General features: G+C 57.9%; 17 protein-coding genes, 4 tRNA genes and 1 pseudogene. 4 read left to right on the top strand and 18 right to left on the bottom strand.

What is annotated here, in order from left to right:
- Positions 1-109 precede the first annotated feature (109 nt).
- Complete coding sequence (locus AC1DWM_RS27345) at positions 110-634, bottom strand: hypothetical protein (protein WP_223516838.1); 525 nt, start codon at positions 632-634, stop codon at positions 110-112.
- A gap of 72 nt (positions 635-706) precedes the next feature.
- Between AC1DWM_RS27345 and AC1DWM_RS27340 the strand changes: the two genes are divergently transcribed.
- On the top strand, positions 707-2,215 hold the full coding sequence (locus tag AC1DWM_RS27340; protein WP_223516836.1) for a sensor histidine kinase: 1,509 nt from the start codon (positions 707-709) through the stop codon (positions 2,213-2,215).
- Between the two features lie 45 nt (positions 2,216-2,260).
- Here AC1DWM_RS27340 and AC1DWM_RS27335 read toward each other — a convergent pair whose 3' ends face one another.
- From AC1DWM_RS27335 to AC1DWM_RS27315, 5 genes are all read right to left on the bottom strand, one after another.
- Positions 2,261-3,022, bottom strand: coding sequence for a response regulator (locus AC1DWM_RS27335; protein WP_223516834.1), 762 nt, complete (start codon positions 3,020-3,022; stop codon positions 2,261-2,263).
- Positions 3,023-3,562: 540 nt separating this feature from the next.
- Positions 3,563-3,638: transfer RNA gene (locus AC1DWM_RS27330), tRNA-Gly, on the bottom strand.
- Between the two features lie 3 nt (positions 3,639-3,641).
- Positions 3,642-3,717: transfer RNA gene (locus tag AC1DWM_RS27325), tRNA-Glu, on the bottom strand.
- Between the two features lie 105 nt (positions 3,718-3,822).
- Positions 3,823-3,898 (bottom strand) — tRNA-Gly (locus AC1DWM_RS27320).
- A 2-nt stretch (positions 3,899-3,900) separates the two neighbouring features.
- Positions 3,901-3,976: transfer RNA gene (locus AC1DWM_RS27315), tRNA-Glu, on the bottom strand.
- Between the two features lie 378 nt (positions 3,977-4,354).
- Between AC1DWM_RS27315 and AC1DWM_RS27310 the strand changes: the two genes are divergently transcribed.
- The gene (locus AC1DWM_RS27310) at positions 4,355-5,125 is read left to right on the top strand and encodes a hypothetical protein (RefSeq protein ID WP_411741850.1); all 771 of its coding nucleotides are present in this window, start codon (positions 4,355-4,357) and stop codon (positions 5,123-5,125) included.
- Positions 5,126-5,284: 159 nt separating this feature from the next.
- On the opposite strand, the gene AC1DWM_RS27305 is transcribed toward AC1DWM_RS27310, so the two are convergent.
- The 4 genes and pseudogenes from AC1DWM_RS27305 to AC1DWM_RS27290 all read right to left on the bottom strand — a co-directional run bounded on the left by AC1DWM_RS27305 (position 5,285) and on the right by AC1DWM_RS27290 (position 9,692).
- Positions 5,285-6,151, bottom strand: a complete 867-nt coding sequence (locus AC1DWM_RS27305) for a methyl-accepting chemotaxis protein (RefSeq protein ID WP_411741851.1) — start codon at positions 6,149-6,151, stop codon at positions 5,285-5,287.
- Positions 6,149-6,373: pseudogene (locus AC1DWM_RS27300) on the bottom strand (HAMP domain-containing protein); the annotation flags it as partial. The pseudogene AC1DWM_RS27300 and the gene AC1DWM_RS27305, both read right to left, overlap by 3 nt.
- A gap of 987 nt (positions 6,374-7,360) precedes the next feature.
- Positions 7,361-8,746: an aminotransferase-like domain-containing protein gene (locus AC1DWM_RS27295; protein WP_223516828.1), complete on the bottom strand. Its 1,386-nt coding sequence runs from the start codon at positions 8,744-8,746 to the stop codon at positions 7,361-7,363.
- Between the two features lie 184 nt (positions 8,747-8,930).
- Positions 8,931-9,692 (bottom strand): SDR family oxidoreductase, encoded by a 762-nt coding sequence (locus tag AC1DWM_RS27290; protein WP_223516827.1) that lies wholly within the window; start codon positions 9,690-9,692, stop codon positions 8,931-8,933.
- A gap of 103 nt (positions 9,693-9,795) precedes the next feature.
- Here AC1DWM_RS27290 and AC1DWM_RS27285 point away from each other — a divergent pair, with 103 nt between their 5' ends.
- Together AC1DWM_RS27285 and AC1DWM_RS27280 are read left to right on the top strand one after the other, a co-directional pair.
- A complete protein-coding gene (locus AC1DWM_RS27285) occupies positions 9,796-9,933 on the top strand; it encodes a hypothetical protein (protein ID WP_223516825.1) in 138 nt (45 codons plus the stop codon).
- Positions 9,930-10,934: an NADP-dependent oxidoreductase gene (locus tag AC1DWM_RS27280; RefSeq protein ID WP_477796619.1), complete on the top strand. Its 1,005-nt coding sequence runs from the start codon at positions 9,930-9,932 to the stop codon at positions 10,932-10,934. The genes AC1DWM_RS27285 and AC1DWM_RS27280 overlap by 4 nt, the downstream gene beginning before the upstream one ends.
- Positions 10,935-11,087: 153 nt before the next feature.
- Here AC1DWM_RS27280 and pyrF read toward each other — a convergent pair whose 3' ends face one another.
- The 8 genes from pyrF to AC1DWM_RS27240 all read right to left on the bottom strand — a co-directional run bounded on the left by pyrF (position 11,088) and on the right by AC1DWM_RS27240 (position 18,659).
- Positions 11,088-11,786: an orotidine-5'-phosphate decarboxylase gene (gene pyrF, locus AC1DWM_RS27275; protein ID WP_027924005.1), complete on the bottom strand. Its 699-nt coding sequence runs from the start codon at positions 11,784-11,786 to the stop codon at positions 11,088-11,090.
- 130 nt (positions 11,787-11,916) lie between these two features.
- On the bottom strand, positions 11,917-12,972 hold the full coding sequence (locus tag AC1DWM_RS27270) for an AI-2E family transporter (RefSeq protein WP_223516821.1): 1,056 nt from the start codon (positions 12,970-12,972) through the stop codon (positions 11,917-11,919).
- Positions 12,973-13,041: 69 nt separating this feature from the next.
- Entirely contained in the window at positions 13,042-13,848 is an 807-nt protein-coding gene (locus tag AC1DWM_RS27265; protein WP_223516819.1) for a DUF4892 domain-containing protein, read from the bottom strand.
- An 8-nt stretch (positions 13,849-13,856) separates the two neighbouring features.
- A complete protein-coding gene (locus tag AC1DWM_RS27260; RefSeq protein WP_477796618.1) occupies positions 13,857-14,516 on the bottom strand; it encodes a glutathione S-transferase family protein in 660 nt (219 codons plus the stop codon).
- Between the two features lie 50 nt (positions 14,517-14,566).
- The gene (locus tag AC1DWM_RS27255) at positions 14,567-15,421 is read right to left on the bottom strand and encodes an alpha/beta hydrolase (protein WP_477796617.1); all 855 of its coding nucleotides are present in this window, start codon (positions 15,419-15,421) and stop codon (positions 14,567-14,569) included.
- Entirely contained in the window at positions 15,418-16,224 is an 807-nt protein-coding gene (locus AC1DWM_RS27250; RefSeq protein WP_477796616.1) for an alpha/beta fold hydrolase, read from the bottom strand. The genes AC1DWM_RS27255 and AC1DWM_RS27250 overlap by 4 nt, the downstream gene beginning before the upstream one ends.
- 291 nt (positions 16,225-16,515) lie before the next feature.
- On the bottom strand, positions 16,516-16,959 hold the full coding sequence (locus AC1DWM_RS27245; RefSeq protein WP_223516812.1) for a hotdog fold thioesterase: 444 nt from the start codon (positions 16,957-16,959) through the stop codon (positions 16,516-16,518).
- Between the two features lie 32 nt (positions 16,960-16,991).
- The gene (locus AC1DWM_RS27240; protein ID WP_477796615.1) at positions 16,992-18,659 is read right to left on the bottom strand and encodes an AMP-binding protein; all 1,668 of its coding nucleotides are present in this window, start codon (positions 18,657-18,659) and stop codon (positions 16,992-16,994) included.
- Between the last annotated feature and the right edge of the window lie 287 nt (positions 18,660-18,946).

Below are 18,946 nucleotides of genomic sequence, written 5' to 3'. Positions count from 1 at the left end.
TGACAACCGTACTTACAGGCTGGTATTGCCCCTCAAGGAGGCGACGGCCCATGAACGCAGATTGAATAGAAGGTGCAACTTACTAAAGGCCCCGTCACGTATCGGGGCTCTATGCATTTGTCCATAACGCTCTCTCAGGCATAGGGGGCTTGTCACAGATGCCAGACATCCAGCGATCAGAGTCATTGGCCGGAATAGGCTCGCGAAGATCGCCATAGTCCGGGACTTCCTGAGGGGTGATGGCACGGTTCTGCGTCCATGCGGCTTCGTCAACAAGCCTTTTATCCATGAGCAACTGGGCATCGACTACGAATTGACTAGTATGTATTGGAGAGTGGTTCCACACGTTTGGTGGCGGAGTCAGGAAATCATTAGAACCATAGGTTTGGTTGTGATTGAGTGGTACACCCGCACTGTTGTACTGAAAATGGTACTGGAACGTTTTCTCAACAGAGATTTCAAGTGAACTGAGTTCGACTTGAATGCCCAGCGTGCAGACATCCTGGCCTGTATGGCCGTAAGGTGACAGTTCAGGGCGCGAATGGCCGACCACATTATTGGCAATAACCCCCGGCCGTTGTTGCCGGAAATAGCGATGATCCAGATTGATCGAGAATCTTTTTAAACTATTCATCGCGCCTCCCGCCTTCGACCTCAAACGCTAGCTCTACACTCCATTAAAAATGAGTATTGAAGGGCTACCCGGATGTGTACAGAGACGAAAGCCCAATCAAATTCTGAGACCTTGGTCAATGATTCGGATCAGACCTTGGTCGAATCAGATACTGGCCAAACGTCCAGTGGTGGAATGCCCGGGAGCCAGGGCACCCGTGCGAAATTGCGCCATTTAAGCCGCTCAACCCAGTTCGTGATCTGCGCCACAATAATTCTGGGTTTGACCATGACGTTCGTTGGAAACCTCGTAAGCCAGAGTATCGAAGAAGCAACGGTTCAAACGGCGGCAGAGACGGGGGCGCGTTATATGCAGAACTTCCTCGAACCTTTCGTCCAAGGATTAACCACTGCCAAAGAACTCCCCGATGGCACTATTCAGACCATTGATCACCTGCTGTCCAGCACCTCGTTCAGTACACATGTTGTCTCGGTGAAGATCTGGCTTCCAGACGGCACGATTGTCTACAGCACCGACAAATCCGCGGTTAAAAAACATTTTCCGACAGAGGAGATCTCAAAGGCGCTGACAGGCAAGATCTATACAGAGCTGGACAATGATCTTGAAGATGATACTGCGGATGCTACTGAGGATGCTTTTGAGCGAAGCCTGAATATTCCGCTCTATGAAATTTTTGCTCCACTGCGCGAAGCGGGTACTGGAAAGATTGTTGCGGTGGGTGAGTTCTACGAAACCGCGGAAGCGTTACAGCGCGAAATCAATAACGTTCGCAAGAAAGTATGGGTGATTGTTGGTACAGCAACGATAGCCATGCTTTTATTGTTATTTTTTATCGTTCGGCGTGACGACAAGATAATAAAGCAGCAAGAAACAGCACTTAAATGGCGAATGCATGAGCAAGCCAAGTTGCACTCAAATAATGCCGCCCTTCAGCGCAAAGTCACTACAGCTAATCGCGAATTCTCCAGAATCAATGAACTCACTCTTCGTCGGATCGGGGCAGATCTTCATGATGGTCCTGCTCAGCTGTTGTCTCTTATTCTCCTTCGCCTTGAAGAGCTCGAAGATTCGCAAGGCGCCTCAGATGGGGAAGTCCTCGAAATGATCAGACGTGCCGGCAAGGATGCTTTAAACGAAGTGCGGGAAATATCACTCGGCCTGGCACTTCCGGAAGTCAATGATCTGACCCTGCACGATGCGCTGGTATTGCTTGCCGAGCGGCACGAAGAGCGAACCGAGACGCGAGTCGAACTGGAGCTTGATACTCTTCCAGAGGATGTACCGATAGCGCATAAAATTTGTATTTACCGCTTCGCCCAGGAAGCATTGAACAATGCCTATATTCACGCCGGAGGAAAAGGCCAAAAGCTCAGCGCCTCTCACTGCGAAGGGCTATTGGAAGTGCAAGTCGAGGATGCGGGAGTGGGTATTTCATCCGAAAAACCGAGTGCGCCAGGTCGAGGTAGAACTCATCTGGGCCTTGTCGGCATGCGCTATCGCGTCGAATCCCTCGGCGGAATATTCATCATTGAATCGGCGCCCCATGCCGGTACCAAAGCCAGGGCGCAATTCAAAATCTGATCACCTGTGCCAAAACGATCGTTGCACCCAAGTAACCGCAAGCGCTTATCGCCCGTTACTTGTCTTACCGTTGTCATTCAAGTCGCGGCGTTGAAGAACACCACATAAGCCAGGTATATGGTCACTCTCCCAATGCCGTCTCACAGCTGCGACTGCCTGCGTGCGGTTACGAACCCGTAGCTTGTACATGACATTCGTCATGTAGTGCTTGATGGTCTTCTCGCAGAGCTCAAGCTTGATAGCGACCTCGCGGTTAGTCAGGCCCTTCGATACCTCCCGGATAACTTGTTCTTCGCGATGGGTCAGCTCGACCTTTTGCTTATCACCCGCGTGCTTTCTGAAATTGCCTAACAGCTTGCTGGCAAGCTTGGGTGTAATGAAGGTTTCACCACCGGCAATATTTCTGATGGCTTGTACAAGCTCACGACCGCTTATGCCTTTCAACGCATATCCCTGCGCGCCCGCTTCGAGGGCAGAATAGGCGTCCTCAATGGACTCGGATACCGTCAGCATCAAAATTTTAACTGCCGGCGAAGAAGCTGAGATCGCTCGCACGGCGGCAAAGCTATCGCCCGGCATATTTACATCCATCAGCAAAACATTCGGAGCAAAACGAGCGGCAATTTCCAGGGCATCATCGGCAGAACCGCCCTGCTCGACCACCTGAAAGTCAGCTACTTTCTTCAGCGCCATTGTGACCCCATCCCTTAACAGCGGGTGATCATCAACGATGCCAATCTTGATCGTGGAACTAAGAAGCTCCTCATAAGAGACGACGGAGCTGCATGGTGGTGTCGCGCGTGTCATTTTTCACCCCTCGCGTCATGCCGAATCTGGCAAGCCCCGCCGTCTCCATGATGTTCGGGACGACAGCTCTTGCGGGTACCAGGGGGGGTGCAACTAATGAGCCATTGCTCTAGGGCGAAGAAAAAATTCAAACTAATTAACAAGCTGTTTCTGATTGTTTCAAGCGAGAGAAAGGGTGAGGGGGGAATACTCCTCAAATTAGGTGGTAAACGCCCGGTTGGGTGGGTGTAATGCCCCATTTATGGGGATAGTAGCGGCCCTATTTCACCGACCGCTTTTGGTAGGGTCTGCTTGCCCTGAGGCGACSTGGATTGAACGGGTCGAGAAGGGTCGCTTCTGGCAAACAGCCACTCGGACCAGTCGCGCAATGACAGCGCTCGGCTAGCAGTGGATCCCCCTGGGGGCGTAGACACTGGCTGGAGGTGGCTTCCAGTGGAGCTCACTGGATGAAAAATTGGGCTAAAAGCCCATTTTTTCAATTTGGTTTTGTACGCGCAAACAAAAACGCCGCTCATTGCTGAGCGGCGTTTTCGTTAAATATGGAGCGGGAAACGAGACTCGAACTCGCGACCCCGACCTTGGCAAGGTCGTGCTCTACCAACTGAGCTATTCCCGCAAATGGCGTCCCCTAGGGGACTCGAACCCCTGTTACCGCCGTGAAAGGGCGGTGTCCTAGGCCACTAGACGAAGGGGACACGCTAACTGAAACACATGGTGTGTATTTCAGTGCCCAAATCCGCATCCGAAGATGTCGGTTCTGGTTTCACTCAACGTCGCCCGAAAGCAACGCTGCTTAAAAATGGAGCGGGAAACGAGACTCGAACTCGCGACCCCGACCTTGGCAAGGTCGTGCTCTACCAACTGAGCTATTCCCGCATTGGCGTCCCCTAGGGGACTCGAACCCCTGTTACCGCCGTGAAAGGGCGGTGTCCTAGGCCACTAGACGAAGGGGACACACGTACAACATTCACTCCCTACCGCGTTTCGCTGTGTGCTTTCCGCTGTAAGTGGCGCRCATTCTATGGATGGATTGAGGGGTCGTCAACCCCCAGTTATAAATTTATTTAAATCAATGACTTCGCCCTGCTTTCAGACACGTTTCAGGCTTTTCCGCAGCCAGACCTTTGACGCCTATTTTCCGACATCCATCAAGGCGCTATAGTCCATGCGGTCAAGATGATGGCAATCCGAAACCTATTCGCCACCATTTATCTAAGCCGAACAACGGCCGATACATAGATGGGCCATAGCTGATTCAAGTGATCGAACGGCCTATGCGCCCCAATGCCATGCCACTACTCTCGATCGCGAACCCTATAAGAGGTCTTACCGGTGACACCACTCATGATCACCCTGCTCGTCGTAGCCGGCATCGCACTATTGATCGCCATTGGCTACATGAACCATGTGGTGGAAAACAACAAGCTGGAAAAGGCCCGCACCAAGGTTGAGCTCAACGACCGCCTGCGCCGCTGCGGCGAAATCACCGAGACCTTTCCCGGTCAGTTGATGACACCGGCACTCAAGCTGTTGTTGACCCGCCTGGAACTCAACGTCTGCCTGCGCCTGCTTAACCTGGAAAAAACCAGCGCCAACCTCAAGACACGGATTACCGAACTGGAGGCCCTTGCTGCTCAGGGCGAATCGATCCCGGTCAACAACCCGCCGGCACCGATCCAGACCGAAGCCAAGGCCAAGGATGTACGCTTCCTGCTCGAAGCCTTGCATGGCCAAATCACCCGCGCCGCCCAGGACGGTTTCCTGCCGACCAACGAAGCCAAGCGCTGGATCCGCGAAGTCCGCCATATCCTGGTGCTGCTGCACATCGAATTTTTCAACAACCTCGGCCAGCATTGCTTGCAACAGAACCAACCGGGTCAGGCGCGACTGGCGTTCGAACGCGGTGTGCAGTACCTGCGCAAACAACAAGAGCCACAGGTCTACGCCGAGCAGCTGGAGTACCTGGAGAAACTCCTGGCTCGCGCCAACGCGATGGTGATGGACAACGTCGCTGCGGTTGAGGGTGAGGCAAACCAGTTGAACGTAGGCCTCAAAGACGTCGAAGCCGATGCCGACTGGAAAAAGAAAGTGATTTACGACTGATTAGCGCAAACAGAAAAGCCACCTGGGTAGGTGGCTTTTTTTGGTTCTTCACGGAATCCCGGGAAAGACAGGTCGGCTGTCAGGCCGTCATCGCGAGCCGGCTTGCTCCCACAAGGGGTTGGAGGTATCCGCAGGCCGCTTTCGCTGGCAAGCCAGCTCCTACAAGAGCCGGAAGTGCCCCACCATCCCCTTCAACTCAACACCCAGCTGAGCCAGCTCAATGCTGGACGCCGCGTTACCCTGCATCGCCAGCGATGACTGATCCGCACTCGCGCGGATACTCGTGACGCTGCGATTAATCTCCTCAGCCACCGAACTCTGTTCCTCGGCTGCTGCGGCAATCTGCTGGTTCATCTGCTGAATCAACGACACCGCCGCCGCAATACTCCCCAACGCACTCTCGGTCTGCAACGCATCACTGACCGCCAGCTTCACCAGTTCGCCACTGTTCTGAATCTGCTTTACCGACGACTGAGCAGCCGAGCGCAAGGCGCTGACCAGGCGTTCGATCTCCTCGGTCGATTGCTGGGTACGCTTGGCCAGCGCCCGAACCTCATCGGCCACCACGGCAAAGCCCCTGCCCTGCTCGCCCGCCCGCGCGGCCTCGATCGCCGCGTTAAGCGCCAACAGGTTGGTCTGCTCGGCAACGCTTTTGATCACGCCGAGCACCGTACCGATGTTCTGGATCTCTGCACTCAAGCTTTCGATGCTGGAACTGGCCGACGTCGCCGAATCCGCCAGCTGCTCGATGCGCGCCATGCTCTGGCGCACCACTTGCTGACCACTTTCAACCTTGCCATCCGCCGTCTGCGCAGCCTGGGCGGCCTCCTCGGCGTTACGCGCCACGTCGTGCACCGTCGCGGTCATCTGGTTCATCGCCGTGGCGACCTGCTCGGTTTCTTCTTTCTGGCTGCTGACTTCCAGGTTGGTCTGCTCGGTCACTGCCGACAGCGAATGCGCAGAATTCGCCAATTGCTCGATACCGGCCTGCAAGCCACTGACGATACGGCTGAGCCCGGCGCCCATCTGTTGCATCGCCAGCATCAATTGGCCGATCTCGTCACGGCGAGTCACTTCAACCGTCGCACTCAAATCACCCGCCGCGATCTGCTGCGCCACACGGATCACACTGCGCAGCGGCGCCACGATCAACCGGGTAATCACCCACGCTGCCACCAACCCGACCAGCAACGCCAGGGCCGAGGAACCGAGGATCAGCAACGAGTTCTTTTTCAGCTCGGCCTGCATCGACCGGTCTTCGGCAACATAGGCCTGATCCACCCGCTCCACCACTTGCGCGGCGCGCTGGTGCAGTTGTTCGTAGACGGTTTTCTCCTGGGCCAACAGACCGGTGTACTCCGTGAGTTTTTCGCTGAAACTGCCGATGTGGCCAGTGACTTCATTGAGGACCGTCTGATAGCCCTCGTCCTTGACCGTGGTTTTCAGCTGTTCGGCCTGAGTCAGCGCCTGATCCGCCTGCTCGATCTTGCCCTGGCCCGCGCTGTCGTCGCCCTTGCGACTCTGGTCCAGACGCACGCGCGCTTCGTTCATGGCCTGCAACATCAACCGCGAGACCTGGCTGACCTGGCTGGCCTGCTCGAGAAACTGCCCACCGTCCTTGCCCTCGGATTGCTTAAAGGTATAGGCGCCGTCATCGGCCAGTCCGGCTTGCAGTACATCAAGGTTATTGGCCACGCTGGACACCGACCAACTGGCCATTTCGAGCGCCAGGTCCTTGGCCTGACTCAGCGAGACGAACTCATCGAACGCCTTGCGATAGGCGCCCAGCGACTGCTCGACGTCATTCATCACTGGCACGTTAGCCATCGATGCCGCCTTGAGTCGCGTCGCCAGAGCAATCAGGCCGTCAACGCCCTCGTGCAGGGCATCGGCGGTTTTCGGGTTGCCGTGCAAGGCGTACTCCTGCTCAAGCAGTCGCACCTTGAGCAAACCGCTATTGAGCGATGACATCTGCTTGAGCCCATCAAAGCGCTGACTGATGGTTTGCAGGGACCATACGCCGATGGCGGCGACCAGCGCTGTCAACAGCAGCACCAGGACGAACCCGACACCCATTTTTTTTGCCATACCGAGGTTGGCAAAACGTCCTTGCACGGCCGAAATCATTGCACTTAGTCCCCTGACATAGTCTGTTGATGCAGATTCGCAACGGGCCTGAGCCAACACAAGTCTCTGGCGCCACAATAATGGCAAAAAGCTACGCCAGCGTCGTTTTCAGAACGCTTGAGGTCGATTCAGAGCGGTGGCCTGAAAAAATGCCCGTGCCCGAGGATCACAGGCATACGCCACATTGATGCGCTGCCAGTCCGTGGCCTCACCGCCGGGGCTGAATGCTGTAACAGAAGACAACAGCACCCCGAAGCGTCGGGCCTGTATGCACACCTGAGCAAAGTCGCAACTGCGTGATCGCGCCCAGATGAACAGCCCCCCCACCGGCTTGCCGAAAACCTCCCAGTCGGTGTCTTCGAGCACTTGCAGAGCGGCTTCTCTGTCAGTGTTCAAGCGCTGGCGCTGACGCTGAACCAGTTTGCGATACGCGCCGCTGGCCAACAGACAAGCCAGCACTGCCTCGCAGAACCTTGAGGCGCCCATGCTGCTGGTCATCTTGACCTCGGCCAGTCGCGAAACTATCGCGTCACTGGCCACGACAAAGCCGACGCGCAATGAACTGCTGAGGGTCTTGGAGTAACTGCCGACATAAATCACATTGTCATCGATCCCCATTGCCGCGAGGCGAGTGCCGGGGCCGCTGTGCAAATCGGCATAGACGTCATCTTCAATTACCAGCACGCCATGGGCTTTGGTCAGTTGCAGCACCTGCTGCGCTATCACGGGTGTCAGGCTGCTGCCCGTCGGGTTGTGGTAGAAGCTATTGATGAACAGCGCACGGGGCCGGTACTTCACCAGCAGCGCTTCAAGCGTCTGCGTGTCAGGCCCACACGGGGTGCGCGGCACTTCGATCATCGTCACGCCATTTAGCCTGAGCAGATCGAACAACATCGAATACCCCGGACTTTCCACCACCACACAATCTCCCGGTTTGAGCAACGTGCGCACGATCAGATCGAGCCCGTGAGTAGCCCCGGAAGTGGTCACAATCCGTCGTTTGTCAACTTCGATGTCGAGTTGCAGGAGACGCTTGAGGATTTGCTCGCGCAAGGCAGGTAAACCCAGTGGCGTGCTGTAGTTGAACAACCCGGCCATGTCGGTGCGGCTCACCTGACGGATCGCGTAGGTCAAATCGTCAGTTTCACGCCAGCTTTCGGGTAGGCCGCCACAACCCAGTTTGAGTTCGCCCGAGGCGCCGCCGAGCGTCATTTCAGCCCCTTCGAACCAAGGGCCATCCTGTCGCCCATCAGCGACCAGCACCGCAACAATGAAACCGGCACCCTGACGCGGCGCCAGCACGCCTTGCGCTACCAGACGTTCGCAGGCTTCGACGACGCTGGATTGACTGAGCAAATTGGCCCGTGCAATTTGCCGCGCAGAAGGCAAACGCGTCCCCGGCAGTACCCCGTCCTGGCGGAGCCAGCCGGCCAATGCGTCGACGATTTGCTGCACGACCGGCACCAATGCCTGTCGATCGATTCTCAATTCCATGAGCAAGCACACTCCTGTCCGTTTTGCGGGAAACAGTTAATCACAGGAGCGCTGGATCGGATGTGCGACAACGCCGCTAAATCCCTCGAATCTAACCCTTTGAAACACATTGCCCAGCCCCGTCACGGAACTGTAAAAAAGCCCGCAGAAATGCGGGCTTTTTCCTACGTTGCAGCACCTGATTTCAAAACGCCGTAACGCCACCATCCACCGCCAGCGAATGGCCAGTGGTGAACGCTGCGCCGTCGCTGCACAGGTACAGCACGGCGCTGGCAATTTCCTCGACCTTGCCGATGCGACCCACCGGGTGCATGGCGTTGGCAAACTCGCCCTTCTTCGGATCCGCTTCATAGGCACGGCGGAACATGTCGGTGTCGATCACTGCCGGGCATACCGCATTCACGCGAATTTTCTTCTTGGCGTATTCGATCGCTGCCGACTTGGTCAGCCCGATCACCGCATGTTTGGACGCGGCATAAATACTCATCTTTGGTGCGGCCCCCAGGCCGGCTACCGAAGCGGTGTTGACGATCGCACCGCCGCCCTGGGCCAACAACAAGGGCAATTGATACTTCATGCACAGCCAGACGCCTTTGACGTTGACACCCATGATCGCGTCGAACTCATCCAGCGTGCCTTCGGCGAGTTTGCCTTTCTCGATCTCGATGCCAGCGTTGTTGAAGGCATAATCCAGACGGCCGTAGGTATTCACCACTTCGTCCATCAGATTTTTTACATCGCTTTCCAGCGTGACGTTGCAACGCACGAAGGTCGCTTCGCCACCCGCCGTACGAATCAACGAGACGGTGCCTTCGCCGCCGGCGGTGTCCAGATCGGCGACCACCACCTTCAACCCTTCGGCAGCGAATGCCTGGGCGGTCGCGCGGCCAATACCGTTGGCAGCGCCAGTCACTACGGCGACCTGACCGGAAAACGTCATGCTCATTGTTATGTCCTCGAAGAGAAGAATACGGGGGGATTGACTGGTTTCAGTCTAGGCATGGAGGGCTTCGGCACGGCAGCACTATCAGAAGGCCGGTTGGGCGGCCATGAGTGGCAGTGATAGAACCCTGGCGCCGATTATCACTGCACTGGATCGCGGTGCATTCGCCGCATCAGCCAAACTTGCGGCATTGACCATGAAGGGCTATCAACAAGGCTTCATTCATCTTGAGTGCCTGTCATGACTACCCAGACCAATCGCCAGTTCCTGCTCGCCAAACGTCCGGTGGGCGCGGCGACCCGCGAGACCTTTACCTATCAAGAAGTACCGGTCGGCAAGCCGGCGGCGGGTCAGATTCTGGTCAAAAACGAATACCTGTCCCTGGACCCGGCCATGCGCGGCTGGATGAACGAGGGCAAGTCCTACATTCCGCCGGTCGGTCTGGGTGAAGTGATGCGCGCATTGGGCGTAGGCAAAGTCGTCGCCTCGAATAATCCAGGATTTGCCGTCGGGGACTACGTCAACGGTGCCCTCGGCGTGCAGGATTACTTCCTTGGCGAACCACGAGGTTTCTACAAGGTTGATCCGGCATTGGCGCCATTGCCGCGCTACTTGTCCGCCCTTGGCATGACCGGGATGACCGCCTACTTCGCTCTGCTCGATGTCGGTGCGCCGAAAGCCGGGGACACCGTGGTGCTGTCGGGGGCTGCCGGCGCGGTGGGCAGCATTGCCGGGCAGATCGCCAAAATCAAAGGTTGCCGCGTGGTCGGGATTGCCGGCGGCGCAGACAAGTGTCAATTCCTGATCGACGAATTGGGTTTTGACGGCGCTATCGACTACAAAAACGAAGACGTCATCGCCGGTCTTAAACGCGAATGCCCGAAAGGGGTCGACGTGTATTTCGATAACGTCGGCGGTGACATCCTCGATGCAGTGCTGAGCCGACTGAACATGAAGGCGCGCGTGGTGATTTGCGGCGCAATCAGCCAGTACAACAACAAGGAAGCGGTCAAGGGCCCGGCCAATTACCTGTCGCTACTGGTCAACCGCGCGCGGATGGAGGGTTTTGTCGTGATGGACTACGCAGCCCAATTCGCYRSCGCYGSRCAGGAAATGGCCGGCTGGATGGCCAAGGGGCAGCTCAAAAGCAAGGAAGACATTGTCGAAGGACTGGAGACGTTCCCGGAGACGCTGATGAAATTGTTCAGCGGCGAGAATTTCGGGAAGTTGGTGTTGAAGGTTTAAACAGTCCTTTCAGACGCCACAAAACAACTGTAGGAGTGACGGTGCGACGATTCGACCTGCTCGCGATGAGGGAGTATCAGTCGACATCATTATTGACTGATACACCGCTATCGCGAGCAGGCTCACTCCTACATTTTGATCTTCGGTGTTTGGTTAAGCGAGTTCGGCGACTACGGCGGCAAGTGCCTTGGCCGGATCCGCCGCCTGGCTGATCGGACGACCAATCACCAGGTAATCTGAACCGGCGTCCAGTGCCTGGCGCGGGGTCAGGATGCGGCGTTGATCGTCTTGCGCACTGCCGGCCGGACGAATGCCAGGGGTCACCAGTTGCAGCGACGGGTGCGCCGACTTCAAGGCCTGGGCCTCTAGCGCCGAACACACCAGACCGTCCATCCCGGCTTTTTCCGCCAGCGCGGCCAGGCGCAGCACCTGCTCTTGCGGCTCGATGTCCAGACCGATACCCGCCAGATCTTCACGCTCCATGCTGGTCAGCACGGTCACACCGATCAGCAGCGGTTTAGGCCCGGTACGCTGGTCCAGCACTTCACGGCAGGCCGCCATCATGCGCAGGCCGCCGGAGCAATGGACGTTGACCATCCACACGCCCATTTCCGCTGCAGCTTTGACGGCCATGGCGGTGGTGTTCGGGATGTCGTGGAATTTCAGGTCCAGGAACACTTCGAAGCCCTTGTCACGCAAGGTGCCGACGATTTCCGAAGCGCAGCTGGTGAACAGTTCCTTGCCGACTTTTACCCGGCACAGTTTTGGGTCCAACTGATCGGCCAGCTTCAGTGCGGCGTCACGGGTGGGGAAATCCAGGGCGACGATGATAGGAGTCTGGCAGACGGACATGTGCGGGCTCTCAGGCAGGACGAAATCGGCGCGCATTGTAGCGGAACCAGCGGCGCTGCGGGACCCGATGATCGGTAATTCGTCATCGGCGCTCAAGCAAGACTAGTCTTTTGGAACCGCAACAAACACTTTAAGGCCGATGATCGTCCACCCGCGCCTGACTCTTGCTCCAGTCAGTCAGCAAGCTGTAAGCCACGGCCAACAATGTCGGGCCGATAAACAACCCGATAAAGCCAAACGCAATCAACCCGCCAAACACCCCCAGCAGCACAATCACCAACGGCAGATTCCCGCCCCGACTGATCAGGTACGGCTTCAGCACGTTGTCGACGCCGCTGATGATGAACGTGCCCCAGATTCCCAGAAATATCGCCATTCCGTACTCACCCTTCCAGGCCAACCAGGCCGTGGCCGGGATCCACACCAGCGGCGGCCCCATCGGAATCAGACTGAGCAAGAAGGTCACGATGCCCAGCACCAATGCACCAGGCACCCCGGCAATCAGGAACCCGATCAACGCCAGCACCGCTTGCGCCGCTGCCGTACCGATTACACCGTTCACCACCCGCTGCACCGTGCCTGCCACCAAATCGATGTAATACTCGGCACGCTGACCGATCAGGCGCTCCAGTAACCCATGAACAAACACCGCCAACCGTGGGCCGTCGCGATAGAAAAAGAACACAAACACGATGCTCAGTGTCAGTTCGAGAATACCGCCGCCAATCTGCGCACTGCGCGCCAGCAGCCAGTTACCGACCTGTCCCAGATAAGGTTTGAGCGACACCATCATTGCGGCGCCTTGCTGATCGATGCTGTTCCAGATCACCACCAGCCGTGCGCCAACCAAAGGAATGCTGTCCAGCCAGGCCGGCGCTTCAGGCAGGCCATCGACCTGTACATCCTTGATAAAAACCGTTGCGTCACGCACATGGTCAGCAAGGTTGAAACCCAGCCAAACCAGCGGCACCGCCACCAGCACCATCCAGCCGAGGGTCAGCAATGCGGCCGCCAGGGATTCACGGCCATTGAGCCAACGGGTCAACAAGCGCATCAACGGCCAACTGGCAAACGCCAGCACCGCGCCCCAGAACAGCGCAGACCAGAAGGGCGCCATCACCCAGAAGCTCGCGCCAAACAGCACCAGGAGCAGAATCTGCACCAACAGGCGATCGTTATTGGGCATGTAAAGTCTCAAAAAAGTCAGTCAAAAAAATGGGTAGACGAACGCGCAATCCGCGTTCGCCTGTACAGCTTATCGCAACAGCTCGATGTGCAGGCCAGAGCCTTCAACGTTGCCGGCTTCCATTCTCGCCGCACGTACGCCCTGGCTGATCAGTGCCTCGCGCCAGGCTTCAGCCTTGGCGCCGGAAACACTGACTCGCAAGGTGGTGTCCAGGTTCAGCCCACGAGAAATCAGACGCAGCCACTTTTCGTCGGGATCAGCAACCAGTTTGGGAAAATCGAGTACACCAGTGCTTTTGAGCTGGCGCAGCAAGGTGGCGGAAGTCGGCAACAGGTCGCCCAACGGCGCCGTCGCATCGAATTGCTCGACGTGCAGATAGGCTTTGCGATTACCGCGAGTGATGCTGTAAAGCGCCACCAGCGAATTGTCCTGCGGCGCCGCCAGTCGCAGCAGCAAATACGCCTGCTGATCGTCAGCACCGTAGAGCTTGGCATTGCCGAAGACTCCGTTGGCCCACAGGCTGCTTTCACCGCAATCGCGGGCCTGGCACCAGAACAGCAACTCGGCGCCCTGCTTTTGCAAGGCTTCACGCGCGGCCGTAAAGGCTTCGGTGGAGGAGTGTTCCGGTGGCAACTCGTAGGTGACCGACGTGGTTTGCCCACGAGCCGTGATCTGACCATCAAAGCGCAATTGGCCGCTGATCTTGCGGATGGACCCCAGCGGGTAGATCCGTTCAAGTTCGACAGCCGGACGATAATCGACGATCTGCGCATCTTCCATGCGCGGCAGGATCGGCAGGTCCTGACTGCCGGGGACATCGGCGGCAAACGATAAAGGACTGAAACAACACAGCGCCAGCAGACTGAGTGAACGCATGGATAGGCTCATCGGATCAGCATGGCCTGGGCACCCTTGACGACGCTGGCATCGTCGATGCGTTCCGGCACCAGCAAACCGCGCTGCACCGCAGGGCGCGCTGCCATGGTTGCCATCCAGCGCTGCAAGGCAGTCAAACCGTCGACCTCGACCCCGGACCACTCATGTCCACGCACCCACGGATACGTGGCGATGTCGGCAATGCTGTACTCGCTGGCCAGAAATTCTTCGGTTTGCAGACGGGTATCGAGCACTTCATAGAGGCGTCGGGTTTCATGTTGATAGCGGTCGATGGCGCCCTGGAGTTTTTCCGGGAAGTAGCGGAAAAACACGTTGGCCTGCCCTTGCATCGGACCGATGCCTCCCATCTGGAACATCAGCCATTGCAACACCATCGAGCGCCCTTTCGGGTCCAGGGGCATCAGCTTGCCGGTCATTTCAGCGAGGTAAATCAGGATAGCGCCGGATTCAAACACGGCGAAATCGCCATTGGCGCGGTCGACAATCGCCGGAATCCGCCCATTGGGATTGATCTTGAGGAAGTCCTCGGACTTCTGTTCCTTTTTGTCGAAACTCAGGGTATGCACCGTGTAGGGCAGGCCGAGTTCCTCGAGCACGATAGAGACCTTGTGGCCATTCGGGGTCGCAGCGGTGTAGAGATCTATCATGGTTGTCTCCCATTTCAACCCGCCCAGCCTCGACAGTTGCCCGGCGCAAGTCAAGGAACGGCGAAGAACCGATTGAAACAGTCTGCGACAAGGTCGGCGCCGGGTTCGTCATTCAGGTGCAAATGATGACCGCCAGGCAGCTGTTCTCGGCTAAAGGGTAGACGCTCCAGCAACTCGGGATGTTTGGCGAGCATGCCGTCCGCCGCGACCACCAGTTTGGCAGGACAACTGACCCGCTGGACGAACGCCATGGCCTGTTCGGTGGTCAGGCGCAACGGCGAAGGCAGCGTCAGCCGGCTGTCGGTACGCCAGGTGTACCCCCCCGGCACCGGCATCAAGCCCCGCTGGGCGAGCAGCTCGGCCGCTTCGCGACTGACGGCCACCAACCCTTTCATGCGCGCTTCAATGGCGCGATTGAGGGTGTTGTAGACCGGTTTTTGTTTCTCCCGCAAATCCAGTTGCGCTTGCAGGGCCATGCCCATGCGCTCGGCAGCATTTTCGCCTTTGTCTGTAGGAGGAATGATGCCGTCGATCAGGGCCAGGTGGGTGACGCGCTCCGGCATCGACCCGGCAATGATCAGAGAAGCGATCGCCCCCATGGAGTGCCCCATCAGCGCAAATTTCTTCAGACCAAGCTGTTCGGCAACTTGCAGCACGTCATGGGCGTAATCCCACATCGCGTATCCGGCGCCGGGTGGGCGATGCCCGGAATGACCGTGACCGGCCATGTCCAGGGCGATGATGCGCAGGCCATCGAACTTGGGCGCCAGCCGGGCAAAGCTGTTGGCATTGTCCAGCCAGCCATGCAGCGCAATCACCGGCAGGCCGTCTTCAGGACCGAACAAATGCGCCGCCAACTCGATGTGCGGCAGGCACAGGCGAACTTCTTCGACGGCATTGCTCATGCGCAATCCTGTTGGCTGCGACCGTCCCAACGGCTGAACAGGTTTTTCAGCAGCGTGGCCGTGTCATGTGGACGTTCAAGAGGAAACATGTGGCCACCGGGCACGGTCAGGGATTCACCCAGCGGCATGCGCCCGACGGAGCTTGCATGATGACGCATCACCACGCGGCTCTTGTGCCCGCGCACCACCGCCAGCGGCACTTTCAGCTGACGCGTGCGACCGGGGCTGGTGTGGGGCACGCCACGGTAGATGCTGATTTCCGTAGCGGGATTGAAACGCAAGCGCAGTTTGTCCCCGACCCTTTGCAAACCATGTTGCAGGTAGGCATCAAAGCATTCCGGATCAAAACTGCGGAACAGGGTTTTGCCTGCGAAATAGCGGCGGGCACTTTCGATGTCAGCGAACTCTTCCCGGCGCCCCAGGGTGCGACCGGCCGGGGTCAAACGGTCGATAAAACCGAAACGCTTGGCGGCGCGGATGACCCATCGATCGGTCAGGGTCAGGACCGGAGAGTCGAGCATCACCACGCCGCGATACAACTCAGGACAACGCAGCGCCGCGTGCAAGTGCAGCAAGCCACCAAAGGAATGGCCGACGCCCCACACCGGTTCCGCTTGTTGCTTGAGGTGATGGATCAGCTCATCCACCAGGTTGTACCAATTGTCGTCCGCCGGAAAACGCGGGTCATGAGCGTGCTGCTCCAGATGCGTCACCTGATATTCGGGCGCCAGCGCCGCGAACAATTTGCCGTAGGTCCCTGAAGGAAAACCATTGGCGTGAGCGAAAAATATCTGTTGCGACATACCGGCAAATCCATGAGCGAGAACAGGCGTTGATTGTCCGTAAGACGACGGCTGACAGCAATGACTGTAAGTGACAGGAATGATGACAGTCCGGTCAAGGCAATGTCCGAAACGGTGATGCAGAGCCCTGTAGCAGCTGTCGAGCAGCGCGAGGCTGCGTCCGGCTCGGTCCGCGCTCGGGCGAAGCATTCGTGAAATCTACCAACGCGGTGTTTCAGGTTGACCGCGAACGCAGCCTCGCGCTGCTCGACAGCTGCTACACGAGCCGGATGCAGGTTTGGACAGCCGGGTTTACCGGGCTGGCGGGTTCTCGCCCAACGGCACAACCGCCATGGTCAACCGCGACACACAACTGGCCTTGCCTTCATCGCTGGTCAAACGGATATCCCAGACGTGCGTCGTGCGACCGATGTGAATCGGCGTGGCCACTGCGGACACTCGCCCACTGCGCAGGCCGCGCAAATGGTTGGCGTTGATTTCCAGACCCACGCAATAAAACTTGCGGGTGTCGATGCACAGGTAGCTGGCCATTGAACCGACCGTCTCGGCCAGCACCACCGAGGCACCGCCATGCAGCAGGCCGTAAGGCTGGTGAGTGCGGTGATCAACGACCATGCTTGCGGTCAGGGACCCTTCGTCGAATGCTTCGAAGCGAATATCCAGCACTTCGCCAATAGTGTTTTTCTGGATTGCGTTCAACTGCTCGATGTTGGGAGTGGTACGCCACAGACTCATCGCTGCTTTCCTTTGTAGGTGTTGTTCGTCGCTCAATCCTGCCACAGCACCGCCTCGCTGCGCTCGCTCCATTCTTCGAAGCGGGCTCCGTATGCCGCTTCGATTACGTTGCGCTTGATTTTCAGGGTCGGCGTCAGGAAACCGTTTTCCACGGCCCAGCTGTCCTTGACCACCACCAGACGCCGCAAACGCTCATGTTTGTCGAGGACGCCATTGACCTCATCCAGCAGTTTTTCGAGGCTGGAATGCAGCCCCGCCCTCGCCGTTCCGACGGCGTCTTGCTGCCCTACCGCCGACAACACACACAGCCCCAGCGGCGCACTCAAGCCATCACCGACCACACACACTTGCTCGATTCGCGAATGCACCGCCAGGCGATTTTCGATCGGTGCTGGCGCCACGTATTTGCCCTTGCTGGTCTTGAAGATTTCCTTCAGCCGTCCGGTCAGGCGCAAGTTGCCTTCAGCGTCCTGCTCGCCCTTGTCGCCGGTGCGCAAGAAGCCGTCTTCAGTGATGGTTTCAGCGGTTTTCTGTGGTTCCTTGTAATAGCCGAGCATGGTGGCGCCACTGCGCACCATGACCTCGCCCGACTCGGCGATCCGCACTTCAACCTCCGGGCAAGGCTTGCCGATCCAGCCGGGTTTGTTTTCGCCGGGTCGGCAAATGTGGGAGTAGCCGCAGCTCTCGGTCATGCCGTAAACCTCAAGCACATCCAGCCCCAGTTTGCGGTACCACAGCAGCAAGGTTTGTGGCACGGGCGCCGCGCCGGACAAGGCGACGCGCAACGCGTCCAGCCCCAGTCCGGCGAGGACTTTATGCCCGACCCGCTTGCCAACGAAGGGCAAGCCAAGCAGAAAATCGAGGCGTTTTGCCGGGATCTTGCTGTACACGCCCATCTGGAATTTGCTCCAGATCCGTGGCACCCCGAACAAGGCGGTGGGCCGCGCACGCTGCAAGTCAGTCAGGAAGGTGTCGAGGCTCTCGGCAAAGAACACGGTTTGCCCGGTGTAAATCGAGGCCAGCTCGACGAACATCCGCTCAGCCACGTGGCACAGCGGCAAATAGGACAGCAGCCGGTCCGACTCGTTGAGGCCAAACAACTGCGTACCGCGCGTACTGGCGAACCCCAGATTACCGAAACTGTGCATCACGCCTTTGGGCAGGCCAGTGGTGCCAGAGGTATAAATGATGGTCGCCAACTGATCGGCGGCGGGTTTGGGGTCATCCTGGATGGGCGAGTTGCGCTGCAAATCGGACCAACTGAAATCGAAGCGGCCCGGTGGATGCAGCGGCAGACTGATCGTCGGCAAGTCAGGGCTGACACCATGGGACATGCTCGGCCAGTCATCGAGTTTGCCGATAAACGCCAGCGCCGCTTCAGAGTGGTCGAGCACCTGAGCCACCGACTCAGCGGTCAGGTTGGGGTACAACGGTACAGAGACATGCCCGGCCATCCAGATCGCCAGGTCGGCGATGATCCAGTGGGCACAGTTCTTCGAAACAAGAGCGATATGGCTGCCTTGTGGCAGATCGCGCGCCCTCAGCCAATGCGCGGCGCAGCGCGCCTGATGACCGACGTCGGCCCAGGACAGGGTCTCGACCTGCCCGCCGCCCGTGGGCTGGACCAGAAAACGCTGACGTGGATGACGGGCCTCGCGTTCGTAGAAGACATCCAGCGGCAAACGAAAAGCAGCAGACATGCGACTCGCTCCTGAATTTTTATTCTGGAGCAAGCGTAGTCAACCAAGCGGTTGCTTGGTTGACTATTTCACACAAAATTCAGCGCCCTGTAGGAGCCGGCGGTGCGGCGATCCGACTTGCCCGCGATGATGTCACCTCGGTGTTCCAGAAATACCGAGGTGCCTGCATCGCGGGCAAGCCCTAATGCCAGTCAGTTAAGCCATAACGCGATCCGTAGCAGCTGGCGAAGCCTGCGTCCGGCTGCGCAGCAGTCGTAAAACCTGAGTTTTCGGTCTTCCTGTTCCTG

The sequence above is a fragment of the Pseudomonas sp. P4_C8 genome (assembly GCF_056401975.1).
This window is presented reverse-complemented; position numbering and strand designations above follow the sequence as displayed.

Coding starts and splice junctions, on each gene's coding strand:
- AC1DWM_RS27345 (WP_223516838.1), bottom strand. CDS start 634: ATGAATAGTTTAAAAAGATTCTCGATCAATCTGGATCATCGCTATTTC.
- AC1DWM_RS27340 (WP_223516836.1), top strand. CDS start 707: ATGTGTACAGAGACGAAAGCCCAATCAAATTCTGAGACCTTGGTCAAT.
- AC1DWM_RS27335 (WP_223516834.1), bottom strand. CDS start 3,022: ATGACACGCGCGACACCACCATGCAGCTCCGTCGTCTCTTATGAGGAG.
- AC1DWM_RS27305 (WP_411741851.1), bottom strand. CDS start 6,151: ATGGGCGCCGGGCTCAGCCGTATCGTCAGTGGCTTGCAGGCCGGTATC.
- AC1DWM_RS27295 (WP_223516828.1), bottom strand. CDS start 8,746: ATGGAATTGAGAATCGATCGACAGGCATTGGTGCCGGTCGTGCAGCAA.
- AC1DWM_RS27290 (WP_223516827.1), bottom strand. CDS start 9,692: ATGAGCATGACGTTTTCCGGTCAGGTCGCCGTAGTGACTGGCGCTGCC.
- AC1DWM_RS27285 (WP_223516825.1), top strand. CDS start 9,796: ATGAGTGGCAGTGATAGAACCCTGGCGCCGATTATCACTGCACTGGAT.
- pyrF (WP_027924005.1), bottom strand. CDS start 11,786: ATGTCCGTCTGCCAGACTCCTATCATCGTCGCCCTGGATTTCCCCACC.
- AC1DWM_RS27270 (WP_223516821.1), bottom strand. CDS start 12,972: ATGCCCAATAACGATCGCCTGTTGGTGCAGATTCTGCTCCTGGTGCTG.
- AC1DWM_RS27265 (WP_223516819.1), bottom strand. CDS start 13,848: ATGCGTTCACTCAGTCTGCTGGCGCTGTGTTGTTTCAGTCCTTTATCG.
- AC1DWM_RS27260 (WP_477796618.1), bottom strand. CDS start 14,516: ATGATAGATCTCTACACCGCTGCGACCCCGAATGGCCACAAGGTCTCT.
- AC1DWM_RS27255 (WP_477796617.1), bottom strand. CDS start 15,421: ATGAGCAATGCCGTCGAAGAAGTTCGCCTGTGCCTGCCGCACATCGAG.
- AC1DWM_RS27250 (WP_477796616.1), bottom strand. CDS start 16,224: ATGTCGCAACAGATATTTTTCGCTCACGCCAATGGTTTTCCTTCAGGG.
- AC1DWM_RS27245 (WP_223516812.1), bottom strand. CDS start 16,959: ATGAGTCTGTGGCGTACCACTCCCAACATCGAGCAGTTGAACGCAATC.
- AC1DWM_RS27240 (WP_477796615.1), bottom strand. CDS start 18,659: ATGTCTGCTGCTTTTCGTTTGCCGCTGGATGTCTTCTACGAACGCGAG.